The 20,158-nt window shown below is 67.3% G+C and carries 15 protein-coding genes and 2 pseudogenes; 15 read left to right on the plus strand and 2 right to left on the minus strand.

The genetic code is table 11. From position 1 onward, the window contains the following. Window positions 1-2 precede the first annotated feature (2 nt). The 8 genes from ABZ420_RS18700 to ABZ420_RS18735 all read left to right on the plus strand — a co-directional run bounded on the left by ABZ420_RS18700 (window position 3) and on the right by ABZ420_RS18735 (window position 8,763). On the plus strand, window positions 3-1,448 hold the full coding sequence (locus ABZ420_RS18700) for an MCE family protein (RefSeq protein ID WP_357124002.1): 1,446 nt from the start codon (window positions 3-5) through the stop codon (window positions 1,446-1,448). Continuing rightward, complete coding sequence (locus ABZ420_RS18705) at window positions 1,445-2,467, plus strand: MlaD family protein (protein ID WP_357124006.1); 1,023 nt, start codon at window positions 1,445-1,447, stop codon at window positions 2,465-2,467. Before ABZ420_RS18700 ends, ABZ420_RS18705 begins: the two co-directional genes overlap by 4 nt. Next, window positions 2,464-3,477 (plus strand): MCE family protein, encoded by a 1,014-nt coding sequence (locus ABZ420_RS18710; RefSeq protein WP_357124009.1) that lies wholly within the window; start codon window positions 2,464-2,466, stop codon window positions 3,475-3,477. Before ABZ420_RS18705 ends, ABZ420_RS18710 begins: the two co-directional genes overlap by 4 nt. Continuing rightward, window positions 3,477-4,577, plus strand: coding sequence for an MCE family protein (locus tag ABZ420_RS18715; protein WP_357124012.1), 1,101 nt, complete (start codon window positions 3,477-3,479; stop codon window positions 4,575-4,577). Before ABZ420_RS18710 ends, ABZ420_RS18715 begins: the two co-directional genes overlap by 1 nt. Continuing rightward, window positions 4,574-5,695, plus strand: a complete 1,122-nt coding sequence (locus ABZ420_RS18720; protein ID WP_357124015.1) for an MCE family protein — start codon at window positions 4,574-4,576, stop codon at window positions 5,693-5,695. The genes ABZ420_RS18715 and ABZ420_RS18720 overlap by 4 nt, the downstream gene beginning before the upstream one ends. Next, window positions 5,692-6,870, plus strand: a complete 1,179-nt coding sequence (locus ABZ420_RS18725) for an MCE family protein (RefSeq protein WP_357124018.1) — start codon at window positions 5,692-5,694, stop codon at window positions 6,868-6,870. The genes ABZ420_RS18720 and ABZ420_RS18725 overlap by 4 nt, the downstream gene beginning before the upstream one ends. A 9-nt stretch (window positions 6,871-6,879) precedes the next feature. Continuing rightward, window positions 6,880-7,578: a hypothetical protein gene (locus ABZ420_RS18730; protein WP_357124021.1), complete on the plus strand. Its 699-nt coding sequence runs from the start codon at window positions 6,880-6,882 to the stop codon at window positions 7,576-7,578. 276 nt (window positions 7,579-7,854) lie between these two features. Further along, complete coding sequence (locus ABZ420_RS18735; RefSeq protein WP_357124024.1) at window positions 7,855-8,763, plus strand: oxygenase MpaB family protein; 909 nt, start codon at window positions 7,855-7,857, stop codon at window positions 8,761-8,763. A 519-nt stretch (window positions 8,764-9,282) separates the two neighbouring features. Here the strand turns inward: ABZ420_RS18735 and ABZ420_RS18740 are convergent. Beyond that, window positions 9,283-9,927, minus strand: a pseudogene (locus ABZ420_RS18740) (PAS and ANTAR domain-containing protein); the annotation flags it as partial. Between the two features lie 315 nt (window positions 9,928-10,242). Between ABZ420_RS18740 and ABZ420_RS18745 the strand changes: the two are divergent. The 7 genes and pseudogenes from ABZ420_RS18745 (at window position 10,243) to ABZ420_RS18775 (ending at window position 18,676) form a co-directional block, all read left to right on the plus strand. Next, entirely contained in the window at window positions 10,243-11,571 is a 1,329-nt protein-coding gene (locus ABZ420_RS18745) for an APC family permease (protein ID WP_357124027.1), read from the plus strand. Between the two features lie 120 nt (window positions 11,572-11,691). Beyond that, the gene (locus ABZ420_RS18750; RefSeq protein WP_357124030.1) at window positions 11,692-12,237 is read left to right on the plus strand and encodes a hypothetical protein; all 546 of its coding nucleotides are present in this window, start codon (window positions 11,692-11,694) and stop codon (window positions 12,235-12,237) included. A gap of 218 nt (window positions 12,238-12,455) precedes the next feature. Next, the gene (locus ABZ420_RS18755; RefSeq protein ID WP_357124033.1) at window positions 12,456-13,505 is read left to right on the plus strand and encodes a TIGR03617 family F420-dependent LLM class oxidoreductase; all 1,050 of its coding nucleotides are present in this window, start codon (window positions 12,456-12,458) and stop codon (window positions 13,503-13,505) included. Window positions 13,506-13,591: 86 nt separating this feature from the next. After that, window positions 13,592-15,904 carry an arylsulfatase gene (locus ABZ420_RS18760; protein ID WP_357124036.1) on the plus strand — a complete coding sequence of 771 codons (2,313 nt, stop codon included), beginning with the start codon at window positions 13,592-13,594 and terminating at the stop codon, window positions 15,902-15,904. Window positions 15,905-16,390: 486 nt separating this feature from the next. Continuing rightward, a complete protein-coding gene (locus tag ABZ420_RS18765) occupies window positions 16,391-16,768 on the plus strand; it encodes a PepSY domain-containing protein (RefSeq protein ID WP_357124039.1) in 378 nt (125 codons plus the stop codon). Window positions 16,769-16,801: 33 nt separating this feature from the next. Continuing rightward, entirely contained in the window at window positions 16,802-17,512 is a 711-nt protein-coding gene (locus tag ABZ420_RS18770) for a hypothetical protein (protein WP_357124042.1), read from the plus strand. Window positions 17,513-17,664: 152 nt separating this feature from the next. Then, window positions 17,665-18,676: pseudogene (locus ABZ420_RS18775) on the plus strand (DNA topoisomerase IB). A gap of 14 nt (window positions 18,677-18,690) precedes the next feature. Here the strand turns inward: ABZ420_RS18775 and ABZ420_RS18780 are convergent. Then, on the minus strand, window positions 18,691-19,893 hold the full coding sequence (locus tag ABZ420_RS18780) for an AI-2E family transporter (protein ID WP_357124045.1): 1,203 nt from the start codon (window positions 19,891-19,893) through the stop codon (window positions 18,691-18,693). Between the last annotated feature and the right edge of the window lie 265 nt (window positions 19,894-20,158).

The following is a 20,158-nucleotide window of genomic DNA, read 5'->3' on the forward strand; positions in this document are numbered from 1 at the left end:
CAATGATTCTGGACCCCAGTGGCCGCGGACCGAGCGCGAAGCAGTTGACCCTCGCCGGGCTGGCGGTGCTGACCACGGTCGCGGTTCTGCTGTACCTGCTGGCGCTGCGCTACACCGGCTACTTCGAGGACAAGGTGCCGGTGACCATCGTGCTCACCAGTACCGGCGACGGCTTGCCGGGCCGGGCGGACGTCAAATTCCGCGGCATGGTCGTGGGCCGGGTGGCCGCGGTGGACGTGGTGGCCCGTGGCGCCCGGCAGCAGGCGAGCGTGGATCTGAAGCCCGGTGTGGCCGAGACGATTCCGGTGAATGTGACCGCCCGGGTGATTCCGAACAATCTGTTCGGCGTCACGGCGATCGAACTGGTCGACAACGGGCCGGAACCGAAGACGCTGCGCGCCGGCGCGACCATTCCGGAGGACACCGGCAGCGAGACGGTGGCGTTGCAGACCACGTTGAACGTGCTGCGCAACGTGCTCGACAACATCCAGCCCGAGAAGCTGGGCCGCGTGCTGGCCACCCTCTCGGCGGCCCTGGATCCCGCGGCGCGGGTGCCCGGCTCGACGATAGAGCGCCTGGACAACTGGCTGACCGAGATCAGGGCTACCCCCGGCGTCGACGCGCTGTTCGGGGATCTCGGGCGGGCGTCGATCGCGTTGAGCCAGTCGGCTCCCGAACTGGTCGGGGTGCTGTCGGAGTCGGTGACCACCGCGCGGACACTGGCCGAACGGCGAGCGAAACTCATCGACCTGCTGGCCACCGGAAACGCGACGGTCGAAACGGTCAACGCGCTGTTCGCGCGTAATCCCGACGCGGGCAAGTTCCTCGTCTCCGGCCTGGACGATCTGTTCGGTGGTCTGGCCAAGGATCCCGAAGCCATTCCCTACACCGCCGCGAACCTCAACGTGGCACTGCGACGGCTGGCCACCACGTTCCACTTCGGCCCGGCCAGACAGATGGTGTGGAAGATGGATGTCTCGTTCACGCCTTTCCAGCAGTACACGGCGAAGGACTGCCCGCACTACGGCGACCAGTACGGTCCCCGCTGCGGCGGAGCCTCCGTTCCTGAGGTGGCGCCGGAGCAGAACTATCCGCCGCAATTGATGCCGAAGTGGCTCGATGCGGCAGGGCCCGCACCTGTACCGGCCGCGCCCGCGCCACTGGGTGCCATGGGGCTGGTGCTTCCGAGCCTGCCCGCGATTCCCGGTCTTCCCTTCATTCCGGGTCTGCCGTCCATCCCGGGTCTCTCGCCGACGCCGAGTGCACCGGCGGAGCCCGGCACGCAGGATCCCGGCACCACCGCGAAGCCGATCGCGCTGCGCGGATCCGATGCCGTCGCGGCGATCGTCGGAACGCGGCCGACCGTGGCGCAGTACCTGCTGCTGAGTCCGGTGCTGGCCGGCGGATCGGTCACGGTAGCCGCCGACGACGAAGGGCCGGGTAAATGAAATCAGCCAAGGCGCTTGCGGGATTCAGTGTGTTCGCGGTGGTCGCCGTCGCGCTCACCTTCACCATCTGGTCCACCTTGCAGCGGTCGGTCGAGGGCGACACCCATCGCTATTCGGCGATCTTCTCCGATGTGCTGGGGCTGCGCGTCGGCGACGACGTACGCATGGCAGGCGTGCGGGTCGGCCGCGTGGACAAGATCGATTTCACCGACGGCTACCGCGCCCAGGTCGATTTCCGGATCGATGAACGCCAGCATCTCACCACCACGACCAAGGCGCTGGTGCGCTACCAGAACCTGATCGGGCAGCGCTATATCGCCCTGGCGCCGGGCAAGGAAGCGGGCACCGTGGTCGCGCCGGGGACACGGATTCCCTTGGAGCGAACCGAGCCGTCGTTCGACGTGTCCGCGCTCCTGTCCGGATTCGAACCGCTGTTCAGCGTGCTGCAACCGGACCAGGTCAACTCCCTGTCCGAAACGTTGATCCAGGCCCTCCAGGGCAATCAGGTGTCCCTCGGCAACCTGATCGTGCAAGCATCCCAGCTCGCGGGCACCTTCGGACAGCGCGACAAGATCCTGGGGGAGGTCCTGGGCAATCTGAGCTCGGTGATCGGTGGTCTCGCCCATCGCAGCGGCGAGCTCGAGACCCTGCTCACGCAGGCAAGGGCGCTGGTGGAGGCCCTCTACTCGCAAGGAGAGAGCCTGAAGCACTCGGTCGACCGGGTAGCCGACACGACCGACGCACTGACCGGGCTGATCATGCAGGTCAAGCCCGGCCTGGCGAAGGCGCAGGACGACGCCACAACGGGTGTCGCGTTGCTGCTGCTCAACGGCGCCTCGCTGGACCGGGCCGCGGTCGAACTGCCCGCCGTCCTCAACGGCGTCGCCCGCTTCACCAGCAACGGCGCCTACGGAAACGCCTACCTGTGCAGCCTGGACGTGTCCCTGTGGGGTGTGCTGTTGCCTCCCGGACTGTTCTCCCAGGTGGGCGGGAACTCGCATTCGGAGGTGTGCCGATGATCAAAAGCATTCCAGCGCCGGGATTCCTGCGGAATCGATATCTGCGGCTCGGCCTGATCGCGGCGGTCACGGTGGCCGCGCTGCTGATCGGATCGAGTGTCTTGACTCAGGCCCGGCTGGGAGACAAGACCATCCACGTCGAATTCGCCCAGGCTGCCGGTCTCCGTCCCGGCGCGACGGTCGACGTATCCGGAATCGAGGTCGGCCAGGTGCACTCCGTTCGCCTCGAGGGCACCAAGGTCCTGGTGGATCTGAAGGTCCGCCGCGATCTGCGCTTGGGGCCGGATGCGCGCGCGGCGATCAAGATGTCGACGATCCTCGGCCGGTTGCACGTGGACCTGGTGCCGGGCGATGGAAAAGGACTTCCCGGCAACCGCATCCGGATCGAGAACACTTCGGTGCCCTACAACCTGAGCAAGGTGATTCAGGATCCGAAATACAAGAACTCGTTCGAGCGCATCGAGCGCATCGATCCGCAGAAGCTCCGTCAGGCGCTGGACCTGGTCGACCAGCAGATGGGGGATTCCCCGCAGCTGGCGGTGCAGGCGCTCGACAGTATCGGTGCGCTCGCCAAGGTCGTCACCGATCGCAGGGACGAGGTGGATTCGCTGCTGAAGAGCATGGACCAGGTGTCCCAGCTCGTTTCCGACAACCAGAACAGCGTGCTGCTGTTGCTGACCCGCGGAGAAGCGATCGGCAATGCCGTGCGGCAGCGGCAGGATCTGCTGAGGCAATTGCTCGACAACGTCGCTGCCCTGTCGAGATTGCTGCAGCAGATGGGTCTGGAGAACAACGGACAGCTCGCGCCACTGATCCACGATCTGAACACCATGTCGGAGGGCCTGGAGAAGAACCGCGACAACCTGGACCGCCTCTACGAGAACATGCCCATCGCCCTGCGGCAGTTCAACAACGCCGTCGGCAACGGCCCGTACGGCGACGTGTGGGCGCCATGGTTCTTCCCGGACAACTGGCTGTGTTTCGCTCGAGCCGTACAGGGGTGCAACTGATGAGAACACGACGATTCGCCCAGATCGGTGGGCTGATCGTGGCCGCGCTGGTCACCGCGAGTTGCGGGCTGGTACCGGACAGCCTGACCTCGCTGCCCAGGCAGTACCTCGGCGAGCACGTGCGCATCAGCGCCGACTTCGAGAATGTCGCCGGGCTCTACGCGGGCAACGAGGTCGCGGTGCTGGGCGTTCCGGTCGGCCGGGTCGACACCGTGGCGGCCAAGGGCAGCTACGTCCAGGTCACCATGAGCTTGGAGAAGGGAACGAAGATCCCGGCCGATGCCATCGCCGCCCTGGTGTCGCCGCAGCTGATCACCAACCGCCATGTCGAGCTCGCGCCCGCCTACGGCGGCGACGGGCCGATCCTGGCCGACGGCGCGCACATCCCGCTGGCCAGGACTCGGACACCGGTCGAGCTCGACCGCATCCTGCAGAACTTCGACCAGCTCGGCGCGGCCCTGAAGGGTGACAACGAGAACGGCCCCATGGCGAGCCGGGTCCTGTTCCCGCTCCTGGACGGCAGCGGCGACCGACTGCGCGAGACATTGGACGCGCTGTCCTCGGCCTTCGAAGTGACCTTCGCCAACAAGGACCAGATTTCGAACACCATCATCAAACTCAACGAGATCACCCAGATCATCGCCCAGAACGACCAGACCGTGCGCGATTTCAGCGGCCGCCTCACCGAGCTGGTGCAGCTGATGGGTGACCAGGCGCCCGGCCTGCAAGCGGTACTGCGACAGCTGGACCAGTTCGTCACCAACACCGGCAGCCTGGTGGGCGAGAACTCCGATCAGCTCGCCGGTGCTCTGGAGCGATTCACGACGATCACCGAGCAGATGCGCGCCAACGCCCGCGGACTGACCGAGATCGTCGACATCGGACCACTGCTGTTCGAGAACCTGTCCAACTCCGTCAGCCGGGAGCACCAAGCGCTGCGCCTGCACGCGCTCACCGACAAGGTCCTGCTCGACAACGAAGTCGTGTCGCAGTTCTGCGAACGGATCCAGATGCGCCTCGACGGCTGCCGTACCGGGAAGATCCAGGACTTCGGGCCCGACTTCGGCCTCACCGCAGCACTTCTGGGGATCACGAAATGATCGGTACGAATGGGCTTCGACGCACCGCGATGGCGGCAGCGCTGGTCGCGACGGTGAGCACGGCCACAGGCTGCACCGTGACGGTGTCCAGTCTGCCGATGCCCAAACCCGGCATCGGCGCCCCGGGCTACCCGATTCGCGCGGCATTCCGTGACGCGCTCAACCTGCCCGATCACGCGCACGTGAAGATCGGTGGGACCGACATCGGAGTCGTCACGGCGATCAGCACGACCAACTTCATCGCGGAGGTGGAAATGCTGATCAGGGAGGATATCGAGCTCCCACGGGGCACCACCGCCGAACTGCGTCAGGCGACGCCGCTCGGAGACATCTTCGTCGCGATGACATTGCCCGCGGCGGCAGCGGATGGTGCGAATCTGCGCGCCGGTGACATCATCGGCACGGAGCACACCTCGGCTGCCGCGTCCGTCGAGCAGCTGATGATGTCGGTCTCGATGCTCATCAACGGCGGCGGCATCAACCAGGCCGCGAAGATCACCTCCGAGATGGATTCGATGTTCGCCGGTCGCGCCCCACAGCTGGCGCACTTGATCAGCGAGATGACCGCCGTCATCGCCGCGCTGAACCAGCGAACCGGAGACATCGACAACACCCTGACCGGCCTCAACGTGCTGACCGGGGAATTGGCCGGACGGAAAGCCGAACTGGGCGCCGCCGCCGACACGTTTCCGGCGTTGTTGGCGCTGTTCGCCGAGAACAACCAGTCCATCGTCGACCTGCTCGACAAAGTGTCGACGACGATGACCGCGCTCGGCGATTTCACCGAAACCACCGGCCCCCAAGCCGTCAGCCTCTTCGACAGCATCCAGCGATTGATGTCGGGCTTCACCCAGATGGGTGACGATCTGGGGGGAACCTTGGACGGCCTGCACACCCTGTACCCGTCGTTGATGGCGAGCCTGGACGGCCCCGCCTTGGCTGTCGCCGCGACGGTGTCCTATCTCAGTGTCGGCGCCTTGACCGATCCCAACGGAAGCAGGTTGCCCGAGATCGGCGACGTGCCCGCTTTCATCGGCAGTTTGGCGCAGGTCATCGAGAAGGTGATCGGGCGGGTCACCAGTCCTCCGCAACAGCCGCGGCAAGGGGGAGAACGATGAATCCTCCTCTGTGGCAGTGGCTCGTACGGCACCGCGTCGCGCTCGCCAACCTGGGATTGGTCGTGGTGCTGGTTCTCGGCGCGGTCTACCTCGGCGCGGAAGTCCTGCGGATCAATCCGCTGCCGAGCAACTACTCGGTGACGGTGGAACTCCAGTCGTCGGGCGGATTGTCGGCAGGCAACGACGTCACCTTCCGCGGCACCAGGGTGGGAAAGGTCCGCGAGGTGAAAGTCGCGGGCAGCGGCGTCGCGGCCGTCGCCGAGATCGACTCCTCGGCGAAGATCCCGGTGGGCGGCACGGTCGCCGTCGGCCGGTTGTCGGCGGCGGGCGAGCAGTACCTGGACTTCCGCCCGGACTCCGATACCGGTCCCTACCTCACCGACGGGGCGTTGGTGGAACGCTCCCAGACCACCGTCCCGGTGACGGTGCAGTCGGTGCTCACCAACCTCAGCGGATTCATCGGCGGCATGAACCCGGACCGGCTGACCATCATCGTCGATGAACTCGACAAGGCCTTGGCGGGCGGTCCCGACCAGTTGCGGAACATGGTGTCGGGCATCAGCCGTGCGATGGCCGGGTTTACCGAACTGCTTCCGCAGACACGGCAGTTGATCGAGAACCTCGAGGTGATCGCGGAGACGACCTCGCATGCGCAGCCGGACCTCGCGACACTCACTCGCACGGGCGGTGTGCTGTTCGAGCAGCTGACCGCGGCCGACCAGGAAGTGCGTCACCTCCTGGACGAAGGGCCGCTCCAGCTCCGTACCCTCGGCGGTTTCGTCTCCCGCACCCAGGACCCCCTCACCGACCTGGTCACGAACTTCGTCGCGATCACCAAGGCCGCCAAGCTGCGCGCACCGGCCATCTCGGCCCTGTTCCCGGCGCTGCGGGTCGGCTCGGAGGCGCTGGGCATACCCGCCCACGACAACGCCTTCTACACGCTGGTCGACATCTGGCCGCGCCCCACCTGCGAGTACGACACCATCCCCGTCGTGCCCACGGACAAGATGACCGACACCCGGATCCGGCTCTACAACTACTGCGTCACCAGCGATCCCGCCCTGCAGGTACGCGGTTCGGCGAACGCGCCACGTCCAGACATCCCGGACAACGGGTCGACCCGTCCGCCCGGCGTCACCGGCGACGAGCTGTCGCGCCCCGTCCCCGGCAACTAGGAGATTCCGATGAAGAGTGAAGACGCCGAGCCGACCGCCGAAGCCGAGTCGCGCGCGAGCCGATCGGAAGAGCGCGCTGTCGAGCCGGTGAAAGCCGGCTCCGAGGACACGACCGCTGAGCGGGTGGACGGCGGAACGGAATCCGAAACGGGCGCCGCGGCATCCGCCGGCCGTTGGAATCGACTGCGCCGTCTGCCACTCGGGCGTCTGGGGCCGATCGCGCTGCGCTCGGCTGCCGCGATCCTCGTGGGCGTGTCGGTGGCCTGCGCCTGCTATTGGTACATCCAGAACGGCAACAGCAAGGACCTGCTGGCGGCGCAGGAAGACGCGCGCGCCGCGGCCTGCCGTTACGCGCCCGTCCTGGCCAACTACGACTCGAAGAACCTCGACGCCTACTTCGCCGCTGTGGGTGACGGCGCCACCGGTGACTGGAAGAAACAGTTCGAGTCCACCAGCGCCGAACTACGTGAGGTACTCGGCCAAGGCCAGGTCACCTCGGCCACGCGCGACGTGCAGTGCGCGATCCGCGCCGGTGACGAGCACTCCGCGGAAGCGATCGTGATCATCGGCCAGACCATCACCAGTCTCGGCACCAAGGGCAAGCCCGCCCCGGGACAGCTCTCGATGGTGATGCGCCTGGAGAAGGTCGGTGACCGGTGGTTGGTGAACAAGGTCAACTCGCCGTTGGCCTTGCCGCCGCAGCCCTGACCGCGGGGGCGGGGCTCGTCCGGAACCCGGCTGGGCGATGTGACCGCAGAGGGGGCCGGACCGTTGCCTGATCCGACGAGAGCAAGAACCATCAACCACATATATTCATAAATCTGCGGATACGTGGCTCTACAACCTGGTACTTACTGTTGATCATCGCCACCGTATTGGTAGAATAATCAGTAACATAAATGTAAGGTCCGGTGTTCGACTGGCGTCGGTGCGACTGATTCGCCTGGTCGCGCGACGTGTGAACGCAAATGGAAGGACATCCCGATGACCGCAGTGGCTCCTCGATCCGATCGCGACCACGGTGTGCCGCTGACCAAGGATCGCACCCGGATCGGTATCAGCGTCACGCATCGACCGTTCACCAAGCGGCCCCTCGCGCTCACCGACGCTCTGGACTTCTGGTCCTTCGCAGGCGCCGCGGCGAACGTCGTCATGCAGATGGCCCGGCCGGGTGTGGGTTACGGGGTGGCCGAGAGCAAAGTGGAATCCGGATCGCTGATGAAGCATCCGTGGAAACGCGCGCGTACGACGACGCAATATCTCGCGGTGGCCATCCTCGGCACCGAGGAAGAGCGTAGGGCCTATCGCGAAGCGGTGAATGTGGCGCACCGGCAAGTGCAATCGGCGCCGGGAGCGCCGGTCAAGTACAACGCCTTCGACCGCAACCTCCAATTGTGGGTGGCCGCTTGTCTTTACATCGGCTTCGAGGATACCTATCAGCTGTTGCACGGAAGAATGAACGACGAGCAGGCCGAAGCATTCTATGCCTCATCCTCGACCCTGGGCACCACCCTGCAGGTGACGGAGGACATGTGGCCCGCCACCAGAGCCGAATTCGACGAATATTGGAACACCGCGTGCGAGCAGGTCGTGCTGGACGACTACGTCCGGGACTACCTCGGGAACTTGCTCGAGCTGCGCATGATCCACAGGTATCTACGGCTGCCTTTCCGCAACCTGCTCCGGTTTCTCACCATCGGATTCCTGGCCCCGATCTTCCGGGAGCAACTGCGGGTGGAATGGACCGCCGCCGACCAGCGGCGCTTCGAGAACTTGTTCGTGTTCGTATCCTTCGTCAACCGCTTCATTCCCCGCTTCATCCGCCACGGCGGATCGCACGGGCTGATGGTCGACCTGCGACGGCGCATCCGCAAGCAGAAGAACCTCATCTGAAGCCGGGCAGCTAAACCATTCGGCCGCTGCGGGACTCGGATTTGGCGATATCGCCTGCTACCCGGTACATTTGTGTGGTCAAGCTACCGAGCGATCGGTGGATAGGCACGAATACCCCCGAGCGAGCCCCGAACCGATGCAGACCGGTGCGGGGCTCGGTTGGTTTGCACAGACTGTTGGTTCATCCAGGCTTCGGGCAATTCGGGCCCGCACACGCTTTCGTAACGGCCTGCTCGGCACCGCAGTCCGAGGTCGAACAAATCAGTCCGGCGGTTCTTGCGCCTCATCGGTGGTCAGTTCCGGGGCTATCTCCCGGGTCGCCATTCCACCGTGGCGGTCCTGATCGGTCGGGCCCGGCCTGCCTCCTTTGGGCTCGCCGCTGTTCTGGTCGTCCTTGTCTTTCTCGCGTGCCATGACAAACCCCTTTCCGTGTTGCTTCGATCTACCCGCCCCGGTCCACTTCAATCGGGCGGGGTGGTTATGACCCGCGCGATCATGTCGACGGTGGTCTTGGATCGAGCGTTCATGCACGGTGAGCAGCACGTGGTCGAAGCGGGTACGTGTCTGCACCCCGGCGCCCCCGAATTCGATCAGCGCGGCAACCAGCTGCTCGGCCACCACGCGCAATTTCGTATTCGTCTCCTGCGATCGCCAGGTCAGCACGCGGAACGCCTGTTCGGCCGAGATCCCGTATACCAGCATCAAGGCGCCCTTGGCCTGCTCGATCACTTCACGAGAGGCCACCATTTCCGGCAGGGTCCCGTCGATGACCTCCTGGCGTTCCTCGTCGACGGTGTCGGTGACATCGATATAGAACCCCGCCGTACCGACCACCGCACCGGTGGAATCACGCATCTGATCTCCCACCACCAGCACATGGTGCACGATTCCCGCGGTATCGATGATGCGGTGGCGGCCGCTGAACGGTAGCCCGGTTCGCACCGCCGTCGCCAGGGTGTCGGCGACCTCGGCTCGATCGTCGGGATGTTTGTGTGCCAGGAGCATTTCCGTGGTCGGCGTCACCTCACCCGGCGCGTAACCATGCACGGCCGCGACCTCGTCAGACCACGTCCAGCGTTGGTCGGCGAACCAGAATTGGAAACTGCCCGTTCTCTTCGAGATCGGGACCGTCGGCGCCGGTCCCGATGGCGCGTTGTTCGTCACCGAACCGGTTTTCCCCGGTCCGGAATCGGTATGCGCCACGACCGGCACAGCAGCGCGTGAACCGCCTCACGAGCCACAATCGCGCGGCGATCACGCGTATGCGGCGTGATGCTCGTCGCGGAATCATCGTGGAGCCATGCCGCTTCGATTGCGGCGTGGGCGGGTCGCGTGCGGTGGCGCTCACCACGGCGGTCGCGGTGTCGCGGCGGGAGGATCTGTTCGATCTGCTCCGGGGCGACGCCGGTGTGAGGATCATCGCGACAGGCCGCCGTCGCCGGGAGCTTCAGCGCCGGTAACGCGGGTATCCGCCGCTCTGTGGTGGATTCTTTGCGACGGGCGGTCAGCACGCGCCTGCTGTTCTTCTTCATCCTCGGTGACATCCTGGGTGCGGGCGTCTACGTGCTGGTCGGGGCCATCGCACGGGAGTCCGGCGGCGCGATCTGGTTGCCGCTGCTGGTGGCGCTCGGTCTCGCCTGCCTCACCGCCGGTTCGTATGCCGAGTTGGCGACCAAGTATCCGAAGGCGGGCGGCTCGGCCCATTACGCGGGCCGTGCGCTCGGGCCGGCGGCCGGGTCGCTCGTCGGGTTCTGCATGCTCGCGGCGGGTGTCGTGTCGGTGGCGGCGCTGAGCAGGGCGTTCGCGGCGGATTACCTGCGCGCCTTGGTGAGCCTGCCCACCGCGCTCGTCGTGGTGGTGTTCCTCACCGCGTTGGCACTGCTCAACGTTTCCGGGATCAAAGAGTCGCTGGGCGCCAACGTCGCGGCTACGTTGGTCGAACTCGGCGGGCTCGTGCTGGTCATCGGGCTCGGCGCGTGGGTGATGATTCGGGGGGACGCCGATCCGGGCCGGCTCACCGAGGTGGGGACAGCGGAGCAGGGTGTTGTGGGCGCGACTCTCGCGGGCGCCGTCCTGGCCTTCTACTCGTTCGTCGGGTTCGAGACCTCGGTGAATCTGGCGGAGGAAGTCGCCGACCCACGCAGGTCCTATCCACGCGCGCTCTTCGGCGCGTTGCTCACCGCCGGTGGCGTGTACTTGCTGATCGGGGTGGTGGCCGGTGCCGCGGTGCCCACCGACCGGCTGGCGAACTCGAGCGGTCCGCTGCTCGAGGTGGTGCGCCTGGCCGGAGGCGTGCCGGACAAGGTGTTCGCGGTGGTCGCTTTGGTGGCCGTGGCGAACGGCGCCCTGCTGACCGGCATCATGTCCTCGCGATTGGCCTACGGCATGGCTCGCGAGGGCCTGCTTCCGCGGGCGCTGGGCCGGATCCTGCCTGGCCGCCGGACGCCGTGGGTGGCGGTCGGCGTCACGGCGGCGGTGTCGTTGCTGCTCGCGCTGACCGGGGAGGTGGCCTCGCTCGCGGAGACACTGGTGTTGTTGCTGCTCGTCGTTTTCGCCGCGGTCAATGTGTCGGTGCTGATCCTGCGGCGCGAGGGCGACGAAGCGGAGCATTTTCGAGTGCCCGTCGTCGTGCCCTGGCTCGGGCTGGCCTCCTGTCTGTTCCTGTTCACCCGGATCGACGGCGAGGTGTGGTTGCGGGGTGGCCTCCTGATCGGTATCGGAGTGCTGCTCGCGGCCGTGAACGCGATCCGGGCCCGCCGCAGCGAACCGAACGGTCGTGCGGCCTTCCCGGCCCGGCGCGGAGCATAATCACAATCGGTGGCCAGGCGTCGGGCCTGGACGCCATCGCCACGGCGCCATGGGCGCCGGTCGCAGTACGGAGATCGGATCGGCAATTCCCACTCGCACCTATCCCGGAGGTTCCCAGGCATGACCTATCCAGCGCCCGTCGGCTCCTTGCTCGGCAGCGGAGTCAGCAGATACACCCCACGGCGAGACAACCCGTTCCCGGCAGCGCAACGCGTTCTCGCCGTACCGGACCGTCCCAGCGAATGGCAGCCGGGAATGCTCTGGTGGGATGCGAGCACAGTGCTGGTGACCTACCCCCGGTCGGAGGCATCCGGACACTGGAATACCGTGCCGCACCTGGTGTTACCGGTCGACCACGGACGTCTGGCCTTCCGGATCTCCTCGCATTCGAGCGAGGCCGGGCACCTGGCACGCGACCGCCGGGTCATCGTGCAGGCGGGGGACTGGCACGGCGAGCCGGCTCTGGGGTCGCGCCAGCACCAAGGTATGGCCGAACCGCTGCGGACCGGACCACTGGTCGACCAGGTGCGGACCGGCATGGACACCAAATACGGAAGACGGGTCGGCTTGGCGCGCCTCGCGCACAGACTGGCCATGGGCGCGGCTCCCTATGGAGACATCGTGGTCGTGGTCACGCTGCGCGAGAACCGGCTCCCCGGTCTGTGACCGCGTTCGAACCCGCCGTGGCATCGCGGGATACCGGGCTCGCGAGGGCCCCGCGGCACGGGGGTCCTCGGACCCCGGCGCCCGTCGGTCCGTAGCCCGGTCCGTGGCACCCGGCGGCGGATTCCCGTCGGACTGGACACATGCACGGAGTGCTGTCCATACGATGGGGTCGTCGTGTCGCGGAAGGCGTGGCGCGCCGATGACCGACGGAGGTCGAAGTGAAGGTCCATCTACAGGTCACCGGAGCGCCACGGCAGGTCGCGACCGACGCGCGGGAGCTGGCCGAGATCGCGGCAGACGGCCTGTTCACCTTCGAGGGACCACACGACGTGTTCTTCCCCCTCGTCGTCGCGGCAGGCGCGACGTCGCTGGAACTGATGACGAACGTGGCGATCGCCGGGCCGCGCAGCCCGATGCACCTGGCGCACGCGGCCTACGACCTACAGGTCTACAGCGAGGGACGGTTCCGGCTGGGGTTGGGCTCACAGATCCGCGCCCATATCGAAAAGCGCTACGGCAGCACGTGGGGCGCGCCCGCGGAACGTACCGCGGAGAGTGTGGCGGCGGTACGGGCCATCTTCGCCGCGTGGGAAGGCCGGGCGCCGTTGAACTTCCGCGGCAAGTACTACACGCACACTTTGCTGCCGCCCACGTTCGATCCCGGACCGAACCCCTTCGGGCCTCCGCCGGTGCTGATGGGCGCGCTCGGACCGGTGATGACCCGCAAGGCCGCCGAGGTCGCCGACGGACTGCTGGTGATGCCGTTCAACAGCGAACGTCACTTCACCGAGCGCACCCTGCCCGCCGTCGCCGAGGGCCTGCGCCGGTCCGGCCGGACCCCGGACGGGTTCCCGGTGATCGCGCAGGTGATGGTCGCAATCGGACGCACGGAGGAGGCACTGACCGCCGCGATGGGCGGGGTGGGCTCCCTGATCGCGTTCTACGGGTCCACCCCCGCCTATCGTCCCGTGCTGGAGGTCGAGGGCTGGGAACAATTGCACTCCACGCTCAACGCGCTGTCCAAGACAGGCGGCTTCGCCGAGATGCGGGCGCTGGTGACCGACGAGATGGTGCGCACGATCGGGGTGGCGGGCACACCGGAGGAGTGCGCCGCGCAGATCCGCACCCGCTTCGGCGCCGGAATCGAGGAGGTGTGCTGCTATTTCCCGGGATACGCGCCGAACGCGGCGGATGTGGCCGATCTGGTCGAAGCCTTGCACGACCGGGAGGACCGACGCGCGCCCGTAAGGGTCGATGAGCGAAGTTAGCAACACCGGACCATCGCGGTCACCCGTTCGGCGCACGGTGCGCGAAAGCGTGGTGAGCCAAGCGCCGGGTCGCTTTGACTGCACAGATGCCTGTTCCACCCCATGCTCGCGGCTACGAAGACTTCGGCGGCTCGGTCGGTCGCACCACTACCGATTCGACGCCGGATTGGCGCTATCCGCCCACCGCCCCCGAGGGCGCTCCGAACATCGTCGTGGTGCTGATCGATGACATGGGATACAGCGATATCGGCCCGTTCGGCTCCGAGATCGAGACGCCGACGCTGGACCGGTTGGCGGCGAACGGTCTTCGGTTGACCAACTACCACACCACCCCGCTGTGCTCGCCGTCGCGCGCGTCGCTGCTCACCGGCATCAACGCCCACCGCGCCGGGTTCGGCTTCGTCGCCAACGCCGACCCCGGCTACCCGGGTCTTCGCCTGGAACTGGCGGACGACGTACTGACGCTGCCGGAGATCCTGCGCAGCAACGGCTACGCCACCTACGCGGTCGGCAAATGGCACCTGGTGCGCGACGCCACGATGAATCCCGCCGCCCACCGGGATTCCTGGCCGACGCAGCGCGGCTTCGACCGGTACTACGGCTCGCTCGAGGGACTCAACTCCTTCTACTACCCGAATCAGCTGGTCTCGGACTCCTCGGTCGTCGATATCGAGGAGTACCCGAAGGGGTATTACCTCACCGACGATCTGACCGACAAGGCCATCGCCTACATCAAGGACCTGCGCGCGCATGACGCCGCCAAACCGTTCTTCCTGTACTTCGCCCACGTCGCCATGCATGGTCCGCTGCAAGCCAAGCCCGCGGATCTGGCCAAATATCGCGGCCGCTACGCGAAGGGATGGGACGAACTGCGCCGGAGCCGGTTCGCCGCGCAACTCGCCCAGGGTCTCTTCCCCGCCGGGACGCAGCAGAAACCGCGCAATACCGAACCGGGATACGAGGCGGCGGAATGGGATTCGCTGACTCCCGCGCAGCAGCGGCGATTCGCCCGGTACATGGAGGTGTACGCGGGCATGGTCGACAGCATCGATCAGAGCCTCGGGCGCATCGTCGGCACGCTCGAGGAACTCGGCGAACTCGACAACACCGTCGTGGTCTTCACCTCGGACAACGGCGGCACCGCCGAGGGCGGGCCGGAGGGCACCCGCACCTACTTCGCGGAGTTCGCCCACATCACCGATCCGGACTGGGTCGGCGACGTGCCGCACGACGAGGAGCTGATCGGCACCGCGAAGCTGGGCGTCCACTACCCGCGCGGATGGGGGCAGGCGTCCAATACGCCGTTCCGCTTCTACAAGGGCCAGACCTTCGCGGGTGGTGTGCGCGTGCCGTTCCTGATCTCCTGGCCGAAGGGACTGCCGCGCGGCGACGACGACAACGGTATCCGGCACGAGTACACCTACGTCACCGATCTCGCGCCGACATTGCTGGAGCTGGCCGGGTTGCGGCGGCCGAGCGTGCGCAACGGTCTGCCCGCGAAACAGTTCGACGGCGTGTCGGCCGTGGCGACGCTGCGTGACCCACGGGCGGTGTCCGGACACACCGAGCAGTACTCGGAGATGGTCGGGAACCGCGGGTTCTACCGGGACGGGTGGAAACTGCTGTCGCTGTACGAGCCGGGAACCGATATCGACGAGCCGGAGTGGCAGCTGTTCGACGTCCGCACCGATCCGACGGAACTGCACGATCTGTCCGGGCGATTCCCGGAGAAGGTCGCGGAGCTGGCCGCCGCATGGGACGAATCCGCCTGGGCGAACACGGTGTTCCCGCTGGTCACGCGCCAGGATCTGGCCCGGCGGCGGCCGGAGGAGGAGAGCTTCTCTGCCCCCGTCCGGTTGCTGCCGGGCACGCCGACCCTGGAACGGTATCGCGCGCAGCGACTGATCGCCTATCGAGACTTCGTCATCGACGCGGAACTCGCCGGCTACGCGTCCGGTGACGAAGGGGTTCTCGTCGCGCACGGTGATCCGCTGGGCGGTTATGTGCTCTACCTCGAGGACGGCCGGGTGACGTTCGGGCTCAACAGCTACGGCCGCTACGACAGCGTCACCACGCGACCCCTCGCCGCCGGGGCGCGGCAGATCACCGTGCGCGCCACGGTACGACCACGGCTGCGGTGGGATTTCACCGTCGAGATCGACGGCGTCCAGGTCGCACGGCTGCTCGATCAGGTCCAGTTGGTCGGCATGTCGCCGTGGACCGGAATCTCCGTCGGCGTCGACGCGCGTGGACCGGTGGCCTGGGATCTGCGCGAACGCTGCGGCACCTTCCGCTACACCGGCGCATTGCGCGCGATCACCTACACCCCGGGGCCGATCCAGGTGCCGCGCCGGACCATCGAAGCCGTCGAGCGGGAGGCGGAGTTCGTCGCCGAGTGAGTGCCGGACCGTGCATCCGGGTGCCGGTCGGCGGTCCGCTCGGTCGGCCTTGCCGAACATGTGCCCGTATCGCGGGCCGACCAGCCCTCCCGGCCCGGCATCTCGGGCTCGACGACGCCACCCGAACCCGGGGCTACACCATGCGGCACCCGATGCTGCGGCCGCCCGGTACCTCGCGCGAAGGCGATTCGGGAAGGTGGGTGCAGTCGGAGGGGATCGAGCGCACCCACCCTCGCGCCTCGGCGTCGGCTGAGCAGCGGGCACGGCCGACGCGGGCTGCGCCGGGACTGACCGACGGAGACGAATGCGAAAACCCCCGGAAACCCCGACCCGAAACCGACCTTAACGCCGCCGGTCCGGCAATGGCGGGAAAAACCGCAATTCGCCGTTCCTGAAACGGATTTCAGGTGACTTCAGGCTGCCTTAAGCCGTTGCCTGTGAAGGTGATCCGCATCTCGGATCACAACTCGCATAGGAGGTTTCAGGATGAAGGCCACTGTTCGCCGGGCACTGTCCGGTCGGCGCGGGCTCCTCGCAGGCGCCGTTGTCGCCGCTGTCCTCGTCGGTGGGCCCGTGGCGCTGTACGCCGCCACCGATGATCAGGCGCCCGGCAGGCACGGCGTCGCCGCCTATCTGTCCGATCACGACTGGGAACTCACCGCGGCTCCCGCGATCGGCAGGCAGCAAGCCGTCGACAAGGCGCTCCAAGCCGTGCCCGGTAGCACCGTGGTCTCCGCCGAACTCGACGCCGAGGGGCCAACGACGGTGTGGGAGGTCGAACTCCGCACGCCCGACGGCATCGAGCACGAGGTGACGATCGACGCGACCAGCGGGGCCGTCCTCGGCACGGTGAAACAGGACTGACGGCAGCACAGCTGAGGACGAGGAGCCCCAGACATGGTTTTGCGCAAGATCGCCACGGTATCGACGCTCGCAGTCGCGATTGCCTGCGTCTCGGCCGGACATGCCGTCGCCGCGGCTCCGGATGCCGGTTCGGAAGTCGTCAACTACACCGCCACCACCTCCGCCGAGGGCGTGGTCGTCCAGATCGACTCGGGCTCCTTGCAGGCCGAGAACGGGGTCTTCGCGATCGAGGCGACCGACGGCACACTACTGGCGGGCACGCCCCTGGAGTTCCGTGTCGACGATTTCGTCTTCCCGATCGCGGCCGACATCAGCGGCCGGACCGCCACGCTCACACCACTGTTCGACCTCGAGCACGCGAAGTACCGGCCCGTCGCGCTTCCATTCGAGGACTCGGCACACTGGAGGACGCCGTACGAGCGCGAAGTCGCGGCCTTCACCCGGCTGAAGGACACCATCGCGACGGGTGCCGCGATCGGCACCGTCGTCGGCGGCCTGGGCGGCGGCCTCGTCGGATGTGTGCTCGGTGGCATCGCGGGCGCCACGGTCGCGGCCGCGACGATCGTGGGTATGTTCGGTCCGTTCATTCCGGCCGCCGCCGTCGGCTGCCTGGGTGGCATCCTGGCAGTCGGCGCCCTGGGCACGCTCGCCGGACAACTGTTCATCACCGCGCCCGTCGCCGTCGCCGCCCTCGTCCAGTACTTCACCACGGTCAACCAGCCCTTCGTCCCCCCGGCCGAGTAGGTCTCCGGCTGGACGCACCGTCGAACATCGTGCCGCGCCAGGTCCAACTGCCGGGACCTGGCGCCTCGGGCGTTTCGCCGCTCGGGACAGGGCAGCTATGAGATATGAGCACACAACGCGCTACACCCGGCCCCGAGCACCACGGTGACTGAATGCGATTGCGCCGTAGCCGACCGTATGACGGCGGAGTCGAACGTGTACGGCGCGGACGCGGGTTCGGCTACCGCACCGCGCAAGGTGAACCCGTCGACGACGCGACACTGGAGCGCATTCGCGGGCTGGTGATCCCGCCGGCCTGGCGGAAGGTGTGGATCTGCCCGCACGAGAACGGGCACATCCAGGCCGTCGGTGTCGATGCGGCGGGCCGGTGCCAGTACCTCTACCACGACCGACCAATGGCGCAAAGATCGCGACGAGGAGAAGTTCGACCGGGTCTTGGCGCCGGCCGGGCGGTTGCCGGAGATCCGCGCACGGGTGGGGGAGGATCTCGCGCTGCGTGGCGCGGTCCGGCGGCGGGTCGAGGCGGTGGCCATCGATCTGGTGGATCGCGGAGTGTTCCGGGTCGGGGGCGAGGAGTACGCCGAGGAGAACGGCACCCGGGGAGTCGCGACGCTACTGCGTGAACAGGTCCGGGTATCCGGAGAGCGGATGCTTTTCGATTACGTCGCCAAGGGTGGAATCCGGCGACGAGTGAGTGTCCGGGACCCGTTGCTCGCCAAAGCGGTTCGGTCCCTGCTGCGCAGCGGGTCGGACTCCGACGGGCTGTTGGTGTACCGGGAGGGCGGCCGATACGGCGAATTGCGCGCCGACGACATCAACGCGCGTTTCCGGGAACTCGCCGCGTGCGAATGCAGCGTCAAAGACCTGCGCACCTGGCAGGCCACCGTGCTGGCCGCGGCCGCGTTCGGTTCGATCGGCCCCCCGGACGGCGGCCGGGCGCGCAAACGCGCGGTACGGGAGGTCATGGACGAGGTGGCCGCCGCGCTCGGCAACACGCCCGCGGTGGCCCAGGCGTCCTATGTCGATCCACGGGTCGTGACGGCCTTCGAGAACGGCACGACGGTCGCCGCGGCACTGCGGCGCGCCAACCGCGCCGATTCCGCCGATGCGCAGCGGGCGATCATCGACAGCGCCGTCATTCGCATGCTCAGTCGGATGCGGTGAGACCCCGCGCCCGGTCAGCGCTCGTCGAGCGAGGGCAGGACGGTCTCGCGCATGATCAGCAACACGGCCGCGGCGACGGGAATCGCCAGCAAGGCGCCGATGATGCCCAGCAGCGCGCCCCCGAGCAGCACCGCCACCACGGTGACGAGCGCGGGCACGTGCACCGCGCGGCCGATGATGCGCGGCACCAGAACGTAGTCCTCGACCAGGCGCAACGCGATGAAGAACACCACGGTCGCCACAGCGACCGGCAGGGAGACGGTCAACGCGACGAGCGCGACGATCACACCGGCGAGGGTGGAGCCCACGACGGGGATCAGGTCGAGCAGGGCGACCAGCACCGCCAGCAGCAGCGGGTAGGGCACGTCGAAGATCAGCAGCCAGACGCCGGTCAGGACGGCGGTGATGAGGGAGATCACCAGGTTGCCCAGGATGTAGCCGCCGACCTTGGCGAAGATCTCGTCGCCGATCAGAATCGCGCGGGCACGGCGGGAGCGCGGGAACAGCCGGTAGACCGAAGCGCGCACCTGCGTGAAATTCGCCATGAAGTAGGCGGTGAGCACGGCGACGATGATCGTGCTGCTGACGATCGAGAACACCGCGCGCCCCGCGTCCAGCACTCCGGTGGTCAATCCGGAGGAGTCCGATTCGAGCGTCTGCTGCAACCGCTGCTGTAGGTGGAATCGCTCGTCGAGGGTGCGGATGAGGGGATAGCGGTCGGCGAGATGGGTGACGTAGTGCGGCGCGTTGTGGGCGAGCGCGTCACCTTGGGTGATCAGCGGTGGTATCGCCGCGGCGAGGAAGCCTGCGAACAGGCCGAGCCCGACGAGGTAGACGGTGGTCACCGCCGCCCAGCGCGGGAACCGGGGCCGTACCAGCCGCGACACCAGCGGCTCCATTCCGATGGCCAGGAACAACGCCACCACGATCAGGATCAGCGTCGCTCCGGCGGCGAGCACGGTGCGAATGGCGGCGTAGGTCAGCGCGACACCGGCGGCTCCGGTCATCCCGACCATGAACGGCGAGCGCCGATCGAACCGGCGTCCGGGCCGGCCGAGGGGAAATTCCGCACTGCGCGCCCGCGCGGCTTCGGCCTCGGCGGCGACGATCGGACCGGCTTCGCCGGCGCCGTGAGGTTGCGCGATGTCGCCGCTGTGGCCCGCGTCGGCGGTATCGCGTGCCGGACGTCCGTCGTCCGGAGTGTCTTTTTCGGACATGCTTTCCGTCCGATCGATGAGTGAGCTGGTCCGGGATGCAGAGCGCGGCTTACCCGCTGCACGCTCGGCCAAACGCGGCCGATCCCGAGGCGGTTCGCGCTATCGGCCGGTCGAGCAGGGATTCGGCGATCACCCGGGGAGTCGGGCCGTACTCGCGGTCTGCCGCCAGGGGTTCTCCGGACGACGATGGGCGCCGAATCGCGTGTTCGCGGCCGAGGGCCTCATCGGAAGCGGAAGCTGGCCGGGCACCTATACGTCCCGCGAA

Origin of the sequence: Nocardia sp. NPDC005745, assembly GCF_040630775.1 — a bacterium.
Classification (GTDB): Bacteria; Actinomycetota; Actinomycetes; order Mycobacteriales; family Mycobacteriaceae; genus Nocardia.